Source organism: Guptibacillus hwajinpoensis (assembly GCF_020171785.1).
Taxonomy (GTDB): Bacteria; Bacillota; Bacilli; order Bacillales; family Guptibacillaceae; genus Guptibacillus; species Guptibacillus sedimenti.
This window is the reverse complement of record NZ_JAIVAE010000004.1, coordinates 143,808-159,780: the sequence shown is the minus strand read 5'-3', so window position 1 is coordinate 159,780 and position 15,973 is coordinate 143,808. Positions and strand designations below refer to the sequence as shown.

Genomic DNA, 15,973 nt, shown 5'->3' with positions numbered 1-15,973 from the left:
CCCTCTTATTCAGATACTGCGAAGCTCTTTTTGAATTCTTCGATTGCACCGTTGAATTCTTTTTCATCAGGAAGAGCTTTTGTTTCACGAATTGTATTGAAAATATCTTTCTTATTGTGTTCGATCCATGTCATCATTTCAGATTCAAAACGCTGAATATCGGTAACCGGGATATCGTCAAGGAATCCACGAGTTAGAGCGTAAAGAATCGCAACCTGCTTCTCAACAGCAAGTGGCTTGTTTAGCCCCTGCTTAAGAACTTCAACCGTACGAGCACCGCGGTTCAGCTTCGCTTGCGTTGCTTTATCAAGGTCAGATCCGAACTGAGCAAATGCTTCTAGCTCACGGTATGATGCAAGGTCAAGACGTAGTGTACCCGCAACCTTCTTCATCGCTTTAATCTGAGCGGAACCACCTACACGAGATACGGAAAGACCGGCGTTAACCGCTGGACGTACACCCGAGAAGAAGAGATCAGATTGAAGGAAGATCTGTCCATCAGTGATGGAGATAACGTTCGTTGGGATATAAGCTGATACGTCACCAGCTTGTGTTTCGATAAACGGAAGGGCAGTTAGTGAACCTGCTCCTTTTGCATCACTAAGCTTCGCTGCACGCTCAAGAAGGCGTGAGTGAAGATAGAATACATCCCCTGGATATGCTTCACGACCTGGAGGACGACGAAGTAGTAGGGAAAGTTCACGGTATGCAGAAGCCTGCTTTGTTAAATCATCGTATACAACAAGAACGTGCTTGCCGTTATACATGAATTCTTCACCCATTGTGACACCAGCATATGGTGCAAGGAAAAGAAGTGGAGAAGGCTGAGATGCGCCTGCAGTTACAACGATTGTGTAATCAAGTGCACCCTGCTTACGAAGCGTTTCAACAACGCCACGTACCGTAGATTCTTTCTGACCAATTGCAACGTAGATACAGATCATATCTTCGTCTTTTTGGTTTAGGATTGTATCGATGGCAATCGAAGTCTTACCAGTCTGACGGTCACCGATGATTAGCTCACGCTGTCCGCGTCCGATTGGAATAAGAGAGTCAATTGCTTTGATTCCTGTTTGAAGTGGCTCATGTACTGATTTACGATCCATAACCCCTGGTGCTGGGCTTTCGATCGGACGAGTTTTTGTTGTACCTAGTGGCCCCTGTCCATCAACAGGTTGTCCAAGAGGGTTTACAACACGGCCAAGAAGTTCTTCACCGACTGGCACTTCCATGATGCGTCCAGTACGACGTACTTCATCGCCTTCACGAATTTCAGTGTATGGTCCAAGGATAATGATACCAACGTTGCTCTCCTCTAGGTTCTGAGCCATACCCATAACACCGTTTGAAAATTCAACAAGCTCTCCTGCCATCACGTTATCGAGACCGTGGGCACGAGCAATACCATCACCAATCTGGATAACGGTACCAACATCATCAACTTTAATATCAGTTTGATAATTTGCGATTTGCTGCTTGATCAGCGCACTGATTTCTTCAGCATTGATGCTCATGCATATTCACCCCTATCTTCTAGCTCTTCGCTGAAACTAATTCTCGTTCCATGCGTTTAAGTTTTCCGCTAATGCTACCGTCAAAAATGCGATTGCCAATACGTACTTTAATACCACCGATTAAAGTAGGATCGATCACATTCTCGATCAGAAGCGTTGTTTTGCCTACTCGTTTCGCAAATACTGCAGAGACCTTCATCTGCTCCTCTTCCGTTAGAGGCTTCACAGAATAAACTTTCGCTACTGCTGTTTGCTTTTGTTCATATGCTAATGTTTCATATTGATCAACAAGTTCGAAAACGATTGCTGTACGCTTACGTTCGATCAGTGTAAGAAGCAAATTCATCACGTGAGTGGAGAGGGACGACCCAAAACTAGTCTGAATCATGTTCTTCTTCTCAGCTGTTGTGAATTTTGGATGCTTCAATACATTCATTAAATCTGGCGTTTGATGAAAGACATCTTTAACTACAGTTAGCTCATTCTTGATTTGCTCGACGTTATCGTTCTCACGAGCGATGTCAAAAAGAGCACCGGCATAACGTTTTGCGATTACTGCATGTTCTCTACTCATTTCTGATCGCCTGCCTGGTCAAGATACTCATCGATCAGCTGCTTTTGTGCACGCTCATCGAGTTCTTTCTCAACAACTTTTGAAGCAATCATGACAGATAATGAAGCTACCTGTTCACGTAGAGAGGCAACTGCATTTTCACGTTCACGCTTGATTTCAGCAGTAGCCGCTTCTTTCAAACGCTCGGATTCAAGACGAGCCGCTTCAATCATTTCCTGACCTTGTTGGTCAGCCATTTGTTTTTGATTCTCAAGCATAGCTTTCGCTTCCTGACGAACACGCTTCATTTCATCGCGCTGCTCATTCAAGAATGCTTCAGCTTCTTTACGGTTCTTCTCAGCTGAGTCGATTTCGTTCGCAATGTGCTGCTCACGTTCTTTCATGATGCCCATGAGCGGACCCCATGCAAACTTCTTAAGTAGTGCAAGAAGAACAATAAATGCGACAAGTTGGAAAAGAATATCGCCTGCAGCAAATCCTGCTCCTAGAATTAAACTATTGAACACCGTGTTCACTCCCTTCAGAGGTCATACAAAACGAATGGCGAAGGTTTCATTTCGAAACTTTCTCCGCCATCATGAAACAAATCTGTATCCTTATCTAATTGAATTATTGACCCATTACGATAAATGCAATAACGACCGCAATAATTGGAAGTGCCTCAACTAGTGCAATACCGATAAACATTGTTGTTTGAAGCGTACCACGAAGTTCTGGCTGACGAGCAATTCCCTCAACTGTACTCTTTACGATAAGACCGTTACCAATACCGGCACCTACTGCCGCTAAACCTACTGCAATTGCAGCTGCTAATAAACCCATGCTAAATTTCCTCCTTATAATTCATAAATATTTTTATATAATCAAAACTCATTGATACCTTGTTTTAATGGTCGTCTGCCACTTTATGCGCCATGTAAACCATTGTTAGCATTGTAAAGATAAACGCCTGAATTGTACCGACAAAAATACTAAAACCTTGCCACAACAGCATAGGAAGAAAGGCTCCAAGCGCTCCAGCAATTCCTGCGCCACCGAGTCCTGCGAGAAGTCCAAGCAGAATTTCACCAGCGTAGATATTACCATAAAGACGAAGGCCAAGAGTTAAGGTGTTCGAGAATTCTTCAATAATTTTAAAAGGAAATAGGAATTTCAGTGGACTAACAAATCCTCTTCCGTACTCCTTCGCACCTTTCATCTTAATACCGTAATAATGTGTTAACAACACGACCATCGTTGCTAATGTTAGCGTGATCGTCGGATCTGCAGTTGGAGACTTCCACCAAAGTTCAGAATCGACGGCAATGGCGAACGGTAGCCCCAGCATGTTTGATACAAAGATATACATGAGTAGCGTCATCCCTAGAAACAGGAAACGTCCACCAGTTTTCCAATCCATTGTGCTTCCAATAAGTCCTTTAACAAAGTCCATTACCCACTCAATGAAGTTCTGCAATCCCGTAGGTCGCATTGCTAAAGAGCGAGTTGTCACTACTGCAAGAATGAATACAATGGCAGAAGCAATCGTGATCATCAGAATATTGGATAGATTGAAAGTCATTCCTAAAAATTCAGTTGTAGGTGCATGATGTTCCAACAGCTTTTCACCTCTCTTCCTACTTAAAGCGTATTTTGGATGTTGAATCTATGAGAATGATAATGTAGGTGGTCATTAACCCAATTACCACACCTAGCAAATTGAAATACTCTGGGTACCTTAATGCAATCAGTACGCTGAGTCCAGCAACAGCCTGTCTTGTTAACAGACCAAGTGACCTAGCCTTTGTCCCTTTTACTGTAGCTTCACCAAGACGATCTATCTTACGGAACATGTTAAATAGGTTGTAAATACTGAAAATGGTGCCAAGAATTAACCCGAGGAATAATGCTTTATATGAGGTAATCCCCCAACCCATTACGAAAATGGCGAGCAAATACAGGGTAAATTGCATGTAGCGGCGAAAACTTTGCGTGTATTCTGTCATTTAATCTTCCCCTGTAAACTTATGTAGAAGACGAACCAATCCATAAACCCCTCCGCCCAAACCGAGCAAAAGACCAATGATGAGAAAAAGTGGAAAAGTGTCGAATAGGCGATCCATCCATCTCCCCAAAAATACTCCCGTAAGGATCGATCCAACAAGATAAGAAAGGATTGTCGTATAGAGAGCCATCGCCTTCAATAAAAGCGCTCCTTTGCTAGAAAGGTAAGTCATTGAAAAGGATGTTTCGAGTAAATGAAAACCTTATCACTATACCCTTTGTAAGTCTACAATAGGGTGTACATGATGTCAATGTGTTTGGAGGAAATGGTGTGATCAAATTCACAAATGAAAAAACGCTTAAAAAAGCCTGTAATACCAAGGATAGTAACGCTTACAGGAGCAGAGATGTGTTAATCAAAGAAAACAGGGAATGATTCCCTGTAATTTAAGTTGGAATTTGTCACTTTTTTTTCACATTTGTTGCTATCTCGACAAAAAAATCTCTTCCAGAGAAGGAAGAGATTTTTCCAAATTACTTCGTTCCGTACAAACGATCTCCGGCATCGCCGAGACCTGGAACAATGTATCCTTTTTCATTTAGTTTCTCATCAAGACCTGCGATATAAATGTCTACATCAGGGTGCGCATCGTTAAGAAGCTCTACGCCTTCAGGTGCTGCAATCAGACACATCATTTTAATGTTTTTCGCACCGCGTTTCTTAAGGGAGTTAATTGCTTCAACAGCCGAACCACCTGTAGCAAGCATTGGATCAATCACGATGAATTCACGTTCTTCAATATCAGCAGGAAGCTTTACATAGTATTCTACCGGTTGAAGCGTTTCAGGATCACGATAAAGACCAACGTGTCCTACTTTGGCAGCAGGAATTAACTTAAGGATTCCGTCTGTCATGCCAAGACCCGCTCTTAGAATCGGAACTAGTCCAAGCTTTTTACCTGAAAGAACCTTTGATTTCGCTTCGGTTACAGGCGTTTTGACCATCACTTCTTCAGTCGGAAGCTCTCTTGTAATTTCATAAGCCATTAACGCTGCCACTTCGTCCACAAGTTCACGGAACTCCTTCGTTCCTGTTTTCTCATCACGAATGTATGTAAGCTTATGCTGAATCAACGGATGATCGAACACGTATACTTTACCCATCGTATGCACTCCCCTTTTCGTTTTGGTTTCGTTCCTAAATCTTCTTCGCAATTTTACAGAAAAACGCGAGTTGATTCAAGGCTTTCAAAAATGATGAAATATTCACGCTCTTCCCATTAAATAACGAAGGCGTATCCTTTTAGAAAAACGCCGGGAAATGATCATCTCCCGGCGTCAGTGTCTATTTAATATGATAGGTTTTCATACATTGGGAATTTAGCAGTAAGGTCTTGAACACGCTTCTCTGCTTTTTGAAGAGCGTCCGTGTCTTCATGCTGCTTCAACACATCACCAATAATGCTTGCGATTTCTTCCATTTCTGCTTCACCAAACCCTCGAGACGTTACAGCTGCCGTCCCGATACGAAGGCCGCTCGTAACGAATGGGCTTTGTGGATCAAATGGGATCGTATTTTTATTCGTTGTAATGCCAATATCATCAAGGGCTTTTTCAGCCACTTTTCCTGTCAAATCCAGGCTTTGTAAATCTAGAAGGACAAGGTGATTGTCCGTGCCGTTTGAGACAAGGTTAATGCCCTCTTTTTCAAGTGCTGATGCGAGTTTTCTAGCGTTCGCTACTACCTTTTCAGAATAAGCTTTAAAATCGTCAGAAAGTGCTTCACCAAATGCTACGGCTTTCGCTGCAATCACATGCATTAACGGACCGCCTTGAATTCCTGGGAAAATCGACTTATCAATTTTCTTCGCAAATTCTTCTTTACAAAGAATCATGCCGCCACGCGGGCCACGAAGGGTTTTATGTGTTGTTGTCGTTACGAAATGGGCGTGTGGCACAGGATTTGGATGATGACCAGTTGCAACTAGACCTGCAATATGAGCCATATCCACCATCAGGTAAGCATCCACTTCATCTGCAATTTCACGGAATCGTTTAAAATCAATTTCACGCGGATAAGCACTCGCACCCGCAACGATTAACTTTGGACGATTCGCTTTCGCTTTCTCAAGAACGTCATCGTAGTCAATGCGATGTGAGTCTTTGTCAACGCCATACTCCACGAAGTTATATTGAACGCCACTGAAGTTAACAGGGCTTCCGTGCGTCAAGTGACCACCGTGAGAAAGGTTCATACCAAGAACCGTATCACCCTGCTCAAGAATCGTGAAATAAACGGCCATGTTAGCTTGTGCTCCTGAATGAGGTTGCACGTTCACATGCTCTGCACCAAACAGCTGCTTCGCACGGTCTCTTGCAATATTTTCAGCGACATCGACATATTCACAGCCACCGTAATAACGTCGACCTGGATAGCCTTCCGCATACTTGTTTGTTAAAACAGATCCTTGCGCCTCCATCACGGCTTCTGATACAAAGTTCTCTGATGCGATAAGTTCAATCTTGCTGCGCTGTCTACCAAGCTCGTCTTTCATTGCCTGTAAAAGTTCTTGATCCTGCTTTGCTAGGTTTTGCATTGATATCCCCTTTCCATCCCACACAAATTACCATTCGTGAACACGAACAGTTCGTATTTCATCTCGATTGCATTGTACCACAGAAGTTCGAATCCGTATATTAGATAAATGAACTAAATTATCGTTCGGTTTTAAGGCTAAAAGCAGTGCTCATTTTTTCCTGGATACGACGCACGCTCTCCACCAATTAACTTTGGTCTTGAACGAACCATCGTCACGTGAGCCTCACCGATCGACGTGTGTCGCCCTCTCACAGGTACTGCTACATGCCGGATGTGCATACCAATAAACGTATCCCCTATGTCAATCCCGGCATCTGCTGAAATGAACTCCACTAGGACCGGATCAGCCATGTTTGCATACGCATGCGTTGCCATGGAACCACCTGCTCGTGTTGTCGGTATTGCTGCGACAATGTCATAGCCTTTCGCATAAGCTGTCTCACGTTCAACGACTAGTGCTCGATTTAAGTGCTCGCAGCACTGAAAGGCAAGCTGTACACCTGTTTCTTTTTGAAAGACTTGAACACTTTCATAAATCGCTTCTGCCGCTGAGATGGTGCCTGCCGTTCCGATTCGCTGACCGACTACTTCACTTGAGCTCATCCCAACGACAAGTAAATGACGCTCTGAAAGACGCGCATCTTTCTGGAGATCTCCGAGCGCTTCTAGCGTATGACGGGTGATTTGACGTGCTGTTTGTTCATTCACAGAAAACGCCTCCTTATCCCTTTGCTTCGTATTCCGTAATCTTGCCGACTCGTTTTGCATGGCGACCTGCTTCATACTCTGTCTCAAGCCACACCTTCGCAATTTCAGTCGCAAGTCCTGGTCCAATAATACGCTCGCCCATTGCTAAGACGTTGGAATCATTATGCTGTCTTGTGGCTTTCGCACTAAAAAGATCATGCACGAGCGCACAGCGAATGCCATTTACTTTATTGGCTGCAATCGACATTCCGATACCCGTACCACAAATTAAAATGCCGCGATCCGCTTCACCAGCCGCTACTTTCTCGGCTACAGGGATCGCATAGTCAGGATAATCAACTGAATCATGGCAGTCACAGCCAAGATCGATAGGCTCCATCCCTAATTCTTGAATCACGTGAATAATGTCTTCTTTAATTTTCACACCAGCATGATCGGCACCTACGGCAACTTTCATGGTTATCCCTCCAATTCTTCTTGATCAAGCCGCTCAATCATTCGCTCAATCGCTTCCTCAATTTCTGCATATGTTGTTCGATATTGCTCAATGGTTCCGCCAAACGGATCCGATATATCCATCGAAGGTAACGCTTGTTCAAGCGTTTGTAACTCACTTAACTCTTTTCTCATTTCTGCTTCGAATTGTTGACGCTTTTCAGCTTGTTTTTCTGTATCTAATTTTGTGATGTCATGAAGAAAGGCCGCTCTCTTCATTTCGATTTCAGCTGCTTTTTCCTGGTACTCATTGTACTTTTTTTCGTTTTCTGTTGCGGCATACTCTTTTAAGGTATACACCTTATGAGAAATTTCAGGAAAATCCCGAAGCACGAGCGCTTTATGGCTACTCGTCATCGTTAGGAGAAGATCGCCCCATTCTGCTAGATTCCGATCCAACATTTTCGCTGTATGCGTAAATGGCACGTTTTTCTCTTCTAAAAGTATTTCTACCTGACGGCTCGCCGGTGCGCCATTCGCTGCAAAAACGCCAGCCGATTTCGCTTCAATTTTGTTGGTTTTATTTTTTAAGATCACTTCCGCCATTGGGCTGCGGCATGTGTTACCTGTACACACAAATACAACTCTCACCTTGTCCACTTCCCTTCTCTTCTTATTATGAGAGAAGAAAGGGGATAAATCCACCCCTCGCGCGTAGTGAAAAAATCTTGAAGTTCTGAAACCTTTTTGTCATCTGTCCGTAATACTTGTTAGAAGCAAATCAAGGGGGGAAAGTCGCATGTCACAAAGAAAAATCGTTATTTTAGCAGGAAGCATTGTTCTATTTCTTATTCTTGGCGTAATCCTCGTTACAAGCTGGTATACCGTGGATGAATCCGAGCAGGCTGTCATTATGACGTTCGGAAAGGTTGATGAAGAAATTAGCGATGCTGGTCTTCATTTTAAACTCCCATGGCCGATCCAGCAGGTTGATATTCTACCAAGAGAGACATTCAGCTTAACGTTCGGATATGACGAAGAAGATGGAAAGATTGTGGATTATCCAGAGGAAACCAAAATGGTTACTGGAGATGAGAACATTGTGCTCGCTGACCTGGTCGTTCAGTGGCGCATCACGAATCCAAAACAATACTTATATTACTCAGACGAACCGAAAGAAATACTCTACAACGCGACTTCTTCTTCATTAAGAGGCGTTATCGGTAGTTCCGAAATCGATGAAGCGCTAACGTCAGGAAAAGCAGAAATTGAAGGAAACGTTCGAGACATTCTTACAAAATTGATTGACCGCTACGAAATTGGGATTTCCATACTTGATGTAAAGCTTCAAGACGTGGAACTCCCAAATGATGAAGTACGAAAAGCGTTCACAAACGTTGTCGATGCGCGCGAACAAAAAGAAACGACTATCTATGGAGCGAAGAAATACAAAAACCAGGAACTAAGCGTTGTGGAAGGTCAAAAGGATGCGCGTATTTCCAAAGCAGAAGGTGAAAAAGCACAGCGAATCGAGCAGGCCCGTGGGGATGTCGCGACATTTAACGCTCTCTACAATGAATACAAGAACAATCCAGACATCACAAGACAGCGACTTGTCTTAGAAACGCTTGAAGAAGTGCTACCTGATACAAAGATTTATGTTACCGATGAAGGCGGAGACACGGTGAAGTATTTACCAATCCAACCTGCGCAAGAGAAAACGACTGAAACACCGAAGCCAAAGGAGAGTGAAAAGAATGAGTGAGAACGTTTTTAATATGGATGAACATCGCCGTAAGATGAGTCCCGGCAAAATTGTGAAAAGCATTCTGCTTATTGTTCTCCTCCTCATTATCATTGGCAGCATTTTCAGCACTCTCTTCGTTGTAAAGGAAGGCGAGTACAAAGTGATCCGCCAATTTGGAGACGTTGTTAAAATTGAAACGGAGCCTGGACTAAAGATAAAGGTGCCCTTTATCCAATCTGTGACGACACTTCCAAAGTATCAAATGCTTTATGATGTGAATCCAGAAGAAATTACAACGAAAGATAAAAAGCGGATGACGGTTGATAACTATGCAGTTTGGTCAGTTAGTGACCCACAGGATATGATTTCTAATGCCCGGACGATTGAAAATGCAGAAGCAAAAATGGGGGAATTCATTTTCTCCGTCATTCGCTCAGAACTTGGTCAGCTTGAGTACGACCAGATCATTAACGAAGAAAAGTCGAATCGAGGCAGTTTTAATGACAATGTGCGCGAGCGCGTGAATGAATTACTTGAACGCGATTCCTACGGCATCCAAGTGACAGATGTGCGCATGAAGCGGACCGACCTTCCTGATGCGAATGAACAGTCTGTCTACCAACGGATGATTTCAGAGCGTGAATCGAAAGCACAAGAGTACCTATCTCAAGGGGATGCCGACTCCGATCGAATCAAAGCAGAAACAGATAAAGAGGTTGATACGATTCTTGCCAAAGCCGATGCGGATGCGGAAGAAATTCGCGCAGAAGGTGAATCCGAAGCGGCGAAAATTTACAACAAAGCGTTTAGTAAGGATCCAGAATTTTATGAGCTTTACCGTACGCTTGAATCGTATAAAACAACATTAAATGACGAAACGGTGATCATGCTGCCGGCAGGTTCTCCGTATGCGAAGCTTTTACAAGGCATTACGGAGTAAATTTTTTCAGGGAGGCCGCTTGTATGACCGAGCGCCCTCCCTGAAAGTGCTTTATTGGCCAAATCCCCACCAGCCCACACATCATCACACCATTACACGATCAACAACTTTAACCCAAAACAAAATAAGATACAGCCGCCAAGGAGTTCGCTGTACGAGCCGATCCAGCTCTGAAATTTCCGTCCCATCATTAAACCAGACCAGGTTAATAGCATGCTGATCAGGCCGAACAATAGAATCGTGACAACTACTCTTGCTCCATAAATACCGAGACTTAGACCAACGGAAAAACTATCAAGGCTAACGCTTAACGAAAAAACAAGCAGACCGAATCCGACAGGGGTTACAAACGGTTTATCTCGAGATGATAGCGAGGAAAGTCCCATTTGAATACCGAGTAACAGCAAAAGGCCGCCGCCGACCATCGTCGCGACCGTGCCAAAATGTTCGGATAAAACGCGGCCAATGATCATTCCGGCAAGAGGCATTCCCATATGAAATAGTCCAATCACCACACCGATTTTAGCAATTTGGCGGAGACGGAGCGGGATCATACCCATGCCAAGTCCAACCGAAAAAGCATCCATACCGAGAGCAAATGCCATTATGCTTAATGTGGCGAGCTCTCCAATTAATGCAGTGGAAATCATTCCATCTCCCCCCGGGACGTGCTATTCAACTTTTATGCAAGTCCTCTTGAAAATAGAAGGGAAAGAATGAATAATAGATTAAGTAAGGCTCGTTAAGGGTAGTGTTTTAGTAATGATTGAGCCAAATTGGAGGAACGAATACGATGAGTGTGCATAAAGGGATTTCAAATCAGCTTAGTCAAAAAAACAGGGAAATCAATTTGTTTATTCAGTTAGATAAAGAGCGAGAAGTCGCAATTGCGCATGCGGCCGAATTATGTGCAGCTAACGAACCATTTACAACAGATCGCATTAACGAACTTTCTCTACAAATTAATGAACTTGCAAAACAAGGAAGCATCCCTACCCGTACGTACGTAACACCGCAAATGGTAGAAGAGTTCGTCAACAAAAAACGCAGCTAGTCTATAGGAAAAACCCGCTCAAGGCCTGAGCGGGTTTTTTGTTATTCTTTGATCACACGATTGCTGGCTGCTTTTGATAGCCGGTTCATAACGGCTGCTCCTACGCCCTCATGTGTAAACATTTCGCTATAAATTTCATCCACATCTGATTCATCGAACTGCCTTAGGACATCATACAAGCGGTTCGCAACTGAAATCAGATCTGCTCTCGTTCCGCACGGGATGACCACGTCGGCACGGTACGTTGCTTTTGATTCTTCCGTAGCGAGAACACCAATCTTTTTACCCTCTGCTCTACGCTTGTCCACAAGTGATTGCAAGTATGACGGAGAACCATCCACAAGCGTGACCGGAGCCGTTGGAGCATAATGCTTGTACTTCACACCAGGAGACTTAGGTCTTTGTCCTTCATCACTCAGGGCTGGATCAATGATTACTTCTCCTACCACTTCTTCTAACTGCTCTTTCGTTACACCACCCGGACGAAGGATGGTCACGTGATCGCCTGAACAATCCACAACCGTAGACTCAAGACCTACACCTGTCGAACCGCCGTCCACAATACCAGCAATTCTGCCACTTAAATCATGAATCACATGTTTCGCTGTGGTTGGACTCGGCTTTCCTGATAAGTTTGCACTCGGCGCGGCAAGTGGTAAATTCGCTGCCTTTAAAAGCGCAAGTGCTACTGGATGGTCAGGCATACGAATGGCCACCGTATCTAGCCCGGCAGTCACATTTGAAGCTACGCTCTTACCACCAGGTAATACAATCGTTAATGGTCCTGGCCAGAACGCATTCATTAGCTTATCCGCTTGTTTTGGAATGTGCGATACTAACTTTTCCACATGTGGACGACTCGCCACGTGTACAATCAGTGGATTATCCGCAGGACGGCCTTTCGCACTGAATATTTTGGCCACAGCTTCTTCAGATAACGCGTTTCCCCCCAAGCCATAGACGGTTTCAGTAGGAAAAGCGACGACTTCATTGCGTTGTAAACATTCGGCAGCTTCCACAACCTGTGGATAAACTTTTTCACTATCCACATTTTCATCCACATACCAAACATTTGTGTGGATACCTTCCACGTTATTCACCTTCTTATTCAATAAATGCTAATAAACCCGGTTATTTCGGGATAATAAGTGATCTTTCCACAGGATTCTACACAATTCGTAAAAACGCTACCTTTCGCTTAATTCACAAGTATCCACACAATGTGGATAACGCATGTTCGATTTGTGTATAACCATGTTGATGAGATCAACTAGTTTAAACGTTTTCTCATAATTACTCGCTGATCTGATTGATTGGAAAATAGCTCATGTTCCCTTACTTTCTTCGGAACTTCTTCAAAGGAAATTGTCGAGAAACCGAAAACTTGAAAGAAAAATGATTCTTCTTTTGATGTAAGAAACAACTCGTCCAAATTTGCTTTTTTCGCGTAAAGAAGGACCTGGTCAAAAAACTGTAATAATCGTTCAGAAGTTGATTCAGAGCGATTTAAGACGAGTGCTCTTAGGAGGCCTGACGTACCTATCGTTTCAAGTCCAATCACACCTAACAGGTCTTTTTTTTCTGATTCTGCGATCAGAAACGACTCAATATCAGGTAGCCCGTCCACATCAAGGCCGGATTGCATAACAAAATTCCTAACGGCTACGGCATCATCTGTCGTTGCTTTTCTAACGAGAAACAAATGGATCTCCTCCTTCAGTTTTCACACAAAACCGTTCTGTTATCGTCTTATGCGTTGAAGAAGGAGAATAGACCAGTTAGCTGAATATTCCTTTCACCCAGTCCACAATCGTATCCATGATTTTCACCAAGAAGAAGTCAACTTCCACGTCTTCTGCCGGCTCTTCTACAGGCGAGTCGCTTTCCGCCTGAACAGCGTCTCCATTTGAGAAGTCTAGGAAACAAAGAGGCGGGAAAAGAACGCACCACCAGTTATCCCCAAGTCCTTCCCCAATGGTAATTAAAACAGCTTCATAATTACCTGCCGGATATACGAAATCACCATACAGCTTTGTTGGAAAAGCAACTTCTCCAAAAGAAACAGAAAATGATTCACTGCTTCCAATCTGATCAAGCTCTTTTTCTACAATCGTTTCAATTTCATTCAAATGACTTTTAATCACGCGACGTGAATCTTCAATGGAAGTTAAATCAGCGACCCACTTATTAATTGATTCGTTCACTTCATCACGAATGCTACGCTTTACTGATTGATCTTCCTCACTATTACTATTTGCTAAAATGCGAAGACGAATCGCTTCGTCTGGAATGATCTGCTGATTTGCTGTAACAACGCCCGAACCTTGGAGACTTGAAGCAAGAATAAAAAATGAGATTAATAGATTAATAAGTCCTCTTTGATTCATCTTGTATCCCGTCCCTTCTAGCTCTCATTCTGGCCAGATTCATACGTTTTAAACGTAGAACTGTTCACCAGAATGCGAGTAGAATCGACAGGGTTACGTTACAACACCAAATACCATTCGTTCTTTCCCACTAATATCTTTCACAACCTCGACCTCAATACGCTCACCAAAAGAAGCTTCAAGCATTGCGGCAACTGTTCTTGCCTGCTTCTCGCCTACCTCAAATCCAATTAACCCTGGAGAAGAGATTAGCCTAGGCAAACCTTCCGCAAGTCTGCGATAAAGTACATAGCCATCTTCTCCTCCTACAAGAGCACCAATCGGTTCATGGTCTCGAACTAATGGGTCAAGAGTGGCATATTCTTCTTCTGAAATGTAAGGAGGATTAGAAACGACAATATTAAACGTTTGTCCTTGTAACGGCTGAAGTAAATCACCGTGAAGAAACGTGATGGAAGCGTCAAGCTGACACGCATTTTCCTTCGCTACCTCGAGAGCCTCCTGAGAAATATCCACTGCTGTGACGTTTTGATTTTGCAGTTCTAGCGCAAGACTAATCGCAATCGCCCCGCTTCCGGTACCAATGTCGGCGATCGTGGCTTTTTCCGGGTTAGGAAACAGCCTTTTTGCCCTAGAAAGAATCCCTTCCACCAGCTCTTCTGTTTCAGGTCTTGGCACGAGGACATGATGATTCACGCGAAACGTTCTTCCGTAGAACTCTTCTTTTCCAACAATGTGCTGAACAGGAATGCCACTAGCATGCTCGTTTATTTTCGCTTCAAAACTTGCAAAATCCGGCATTTGATCTTGCATTTGAAGTAAAAGTTCTGTTCTTGATACATTTAACTCGTGTTTGATCAGCCACTCGGCAGCCGATGCTTCACGTCCGTGCTTCTCTAAAAAAGAAGAAGCCCATTTAAGGGCTTCGAATATTGTCATCATAGGGTCACTCTCCAGCTTCCGCCATTAAGCGCGTTTGCTCTTCTGTAATAAGCGCATCAATGAACTCATCAAGCTTTCCTTGAAGAATCTGGTCAAGCTTCTGGATCGTCAGGTTAATTCTGTGATCCGTAACGCGGTTTTGCGGGAAGTTGTACGTGCGAATACGCTCTGAACGATCGCCAGTACCAACAGCTGATTTACGGTTATCGTCGTACTCTTTCTGTGCTTCCTGCTGGAACTTATCATATACACGAGCACGAAGAACCTTCATCGCTTTTTCTTTGTTCTTGATCTGAGATTTTTCATCCTGACACGAAACTACAACACCAGTTGGCATATGCGTTAAGCGAACGGCTGACATCGTTGTATTAACACTCTGTCCACCTGGTCCACTTGAAGTAAAGGTATCGACACGAATGTCTTTATCATGAATGTCAACTTCTACTTCTTCTGCTTCAGGTAGAACCGCAACGGTTGCCGTAGACGTATGAATACGACCGCCTGATTCTGTAGACGGAACGCGCTGAACGCGGTGTGCTCCGTTCTCATACTTCATTTTTGAATAAGCGCCAGCGCCGTTGATCATAAAGATAATCTCTTTAAAACCACCGAGCTCGGTCGAACTTGATTCAATCACTTCAGACTTCCAACCTTGCATTTCAGCAAAGCGGCTGTACATTTTGTACAAGTCACCGGCAAATAGAGCGGCTTCGTCTCCGCCCGCTGCTCCGCGAACCTCAATAATAACGTTCTTATCATCGTTCGGGTCTTTTGGAAGAAGCAGCACTCGTAAGCGTTCTGCATACTCTTCTTCTTTAGGTGTAAGCTCGGAAAGCTCCGCCTTCACCATTTCGCGCATTTCTGCATCTTTTTCTTCCTCAAGCATCGCTTTCGCATCTTGAATGCCTTCGAGAATTTCCTTATATTCACGATACACCTGAACGGTTTCCTCAAGGCTTGCTTGCTCTTTGGAATATTCCCGGAGTTTCGTCGTGTCATTAATGACTTCTGGATCACTCAACAACTGATTTAACTTATCATAACGTTCTTCAACAATTTCTAAACGGTCTAACAAGATCTTTCACCTCGT

The 15,973-nt window shown here is 43.6% G+C and carries 21 protein-coding genes; 3 read left to right on the top strand and 18 right to left on the bottom strand.

The window, feature by feature from the left end; translation table 11 throughout:
- Positions 1-5 precede the first annotated feature (5 nt).
- The 12 genes from atpA to LCL91_RS07985 form a co-directional block, all read right to left on the bottom strand.
- Positions 6-1,514, bottom strand: coding sequence for a F0F1 ATP synthase subunit alpha (gene atpA, locus LCL91_RS08040; protein ID WP_098445386.1), 1,509 nt, complete (start codon positions 1,512-1,514; stop codon positions 6-8).
- Between the two features lie 19 nt (positions 1,515-1,533).
- Positions 1,534-2,088, bottom strand: a complete 555-nt coding sequence (locus LCL91_RS08035; RefSeq protein WP_224881521.1) for a F0F1 ATP synthase subunit delta — start codon at positions 2,086-2,088, stop codon at positions 1,534-1,536.
- Complete coding sequence (gene atpF, locus LCL91_RS08030; protein WP_224881519.1) at positions 2,085-2,594, bottom strand: F0F1 ATP synthase subunit B; 510 nt, start codon at positions 2,592-2,594, stop codon at positions 2,085-2,087. The genes LCL91_RS08035 and atpF overlap by 4 nt, the downstream gene beginning before the upstream one ends.
- Positions 2,595-2,697: 103 nt before the next feature.
- The gene (atpE, locus tag LCL91_RS08025; protein ID WP_048311363.1) at positions 2,698-2,910 is read right to left on the bottom strand and encodes a F0F1 ATP synthase subunit C; all 213 of its coding nucleotides are present in this window, start codon (positions 2,908-2,910) and stop codon (positions 2,698-2,700) included.
- A gap of 64 nt (positions 2,911-2,974) precedes the next feature.
- A complete protein-coding gene (gene atpB / locus LCL91_RS08020) occupies positions 2,975-3,685 on the bottom strand; it encodes a F0F1 ATP synthase subunit A (protein WP_165998647.1) in 711 nt (236 codons plus the stop codon).
- Positions 3,686-3,704: 19 nt separating this feature from the next.
- Positions 3,705-4,073 carry an ATP synthase subunit I gene (locus tag LCL91_RS08015; RefSeq protein ID WP_224881518.1) on the bottom strand — a complete coding sequence of 123 codons (369 nt, stop codon included), beginning with the start codon at positions 4,071-4,073 and terminating at the stop codon, positions 3,705-3,707.
- A complete protein-coding gene (locus LCL91_RS08010) occupies positions 4,074-4,304 on the bottom strand; it encodes an AtpZ/AtpI family protein (protein ID WP_224881516.1) in 231 nt (76 codons plus the stop codon).
- A 301-nt stretch (positions 4,305-4,605) separates the two neighbouring features.
- Positions 4,606-5,235 carry a uracil phosphoribosyltransferase gene (gene upp / locus LCL91_RS08005; protein ID WP_098445392.1) on the bottom strand — a complete coding sequence of 210 codons (630 nt, stop codon included), beginning with the start codon at positions 5,233-5,235 and terminating at the stop codon, positions 4,606-4,608.
- Between the two features lie 185 nt (positions 5,236-5,420).
- On the bottom strand, positions 5,421-6,668 hold the full coding sequence (glyA, locus tag LCL91_RS08000; protein ID WP_224881514.1) for a serine hydroxymethyltransferase: 1,248 nt from the start codon (positions 6,666-6,668) through the stop codon (positions 5,421-5,423).
- 137 nt (positions 6,669-6,805) lie between these two features.
- Entirely contained in the window at positions 6,806-7,378 is a 573-nt protein-coding gene (locus tag LCL91_RS07995) for a TIGR01440 family protein (RefSeq protein WP_224881512.1), read from the bottom strand.
- A gap of 13 nt (positions 7,379-7,391) precedes the next feature.
- Positions 7,392-7,835: a ribose 5-phosphate isomerase B gene (gene rpiB / locus LCL91_RS07990; protein ID WP_160918209.1), complete on the bottom strand. Its 444-nt coding sequence runs from the start codon at positions 7,833-7,835 to the stop codon at positions 7,392-7,394.
- Positions 7,836-7,837: 2 nt separating this feature from the next.
- The gene (locus LCL91_RS07985) at positions 7,838-8,464 is read right to left on the bottom strand and encodes a low molecular weight protein arginine phosphatase (protein ID WP_224881510.1); all 627 of its coding nucleotides are present in this window, start codon (positions 8,462-8,464) and stop codon (positions 7,838-7,840) included.
- A 148-nt stretch (positions 8,465-8,612) separates the two neighbouring features.
- Between LCL91_RS07985 and hflK the strand changes: the two genes are divergently transcribed.
- Complete coding sequence (gene hflK / locus LCL91_RS07980) at positions 8,613-9,578, top strand: FtsH protease activity modulator HflK (protein ID WP_224881508.1); 966 nt, start codon at positions 8,613-8,615, stop codon at positions 9,576-9,578.
- Positions 9,571-10,500 carry a protease modulator HflC gene (gene hflC, locus LCL91_RS07975; protein WP_224881506.1) on the top strand — a complete coding sequence of 310 codons (930 nt, stop codon included), beginning with the start codon at positions 9,571-9,573 and terminating at the stop codon, positions 10,498-10,500. The genes hflK and hflC overlap by 8 nt, the downstream gene beginning before the upstream one ends.
- Before the next feature lie 92 nt (positions 10,501-10,592).
- Here hflC and LCL91_RS07970 read toward each other — a convergent pair whose 3' ends face one another.
- Positions 10,593-11,150, bottom strand: coding sequence for a manganese efflux pump MntP family protein (locus LCL91_RS07970; protein WP_224881504.1), 558 nt, complete (start codon positions 11,148-11,150; stop codon positions 10,593-10,595).
- 143 nt (positions 11,151-11,293) lie between these two features.
- Between LCL91_RS07970 and LCL91_RS07965 the strand changes: the two genes are divergently transcribed.
- The gene (locus LCL91_RS07965) at positions 11,294-11,554 is read left to right on the top strand and encodes a DUF2533 family protein (protein WP_224881502.1); all 261 of its coding nucleotides are present in this window, start codon (positions 11,294-11,296) and stop codon (positions 11,552-11,554) included.
- Positions 11,555-11,595: 41 nt separating this feature from the next.
- On the opposite strand, the gene LCL91_RS07960 is transcribed toward LCL91_RS07965, so the two are convergent.
- The 5 genes from LCL91_RS07960 to prfA all read right to left on the bottom strand — a co-directional run bounded on the left by LCL91_RS07960 (position 11,596) and on the right by prfA (position 15,958).
- Positions 11,596-12,636, bottom strand: coding sequence for an L-threonylcarbamoyladenylate synthase (locus LCL91_RS07960; protein ID WP_224881743.1), 1,041 nt, complete (start codon positions 12,634-12,636; stop codon positions 11,596-11,598).
- 188 nt (positions 12,637-12,824) lie between these two features.
- Positions 12,825-13,256: a GNAT family N-acetyltransferase gene (locus tag LCL91_RS07955; RefSeq protein WP_224881500.1), complete on the bottom strand. Its 432-nt coding sequence runs from the start codon at positions 13,254-13,256 to the stop codon at positions 12,825-12,827.
- A gap of 76 nt (positions 13,257-13,332) precedes the next feature.
- A complete protein-coding gene (spoIIR, locus tag LCL91_RS07950; RefSeq protein WP_224881498.1) occupies positions 13,333-13,941 on the bottom strand; it encodes a stage II sporulation protein R in 609 nt (202 codons plus the stop codon).
- A 93-nt stretch (positions 13,942-14,034) separates the two neighbouring features.
- Entirely contained in the window at positions 14,035-14,880 is an 846-nt protein-coding gene (gene prmC, locus LCL91_RS07945) for a peptide chain release factor N(5)-glutamine methyltransferase (protein WP_224881742.1), read from the bottom strand.
- A gap of 7 nt (positions 14,881-14,887) precedes the next feature.
- Positions 14,888-15,958, bottom strand: coding sequence for a peptide chain release factor 1 (prfA, locus tag LCL91_RS07940; protein WP_224881496.1), 1,071 nt, complete (start codon positions 15,956-15,958; stop codon positions 14,888-14,890).
- Positions 15,959-15,973 lie beyond the last annotated feature (15 nt).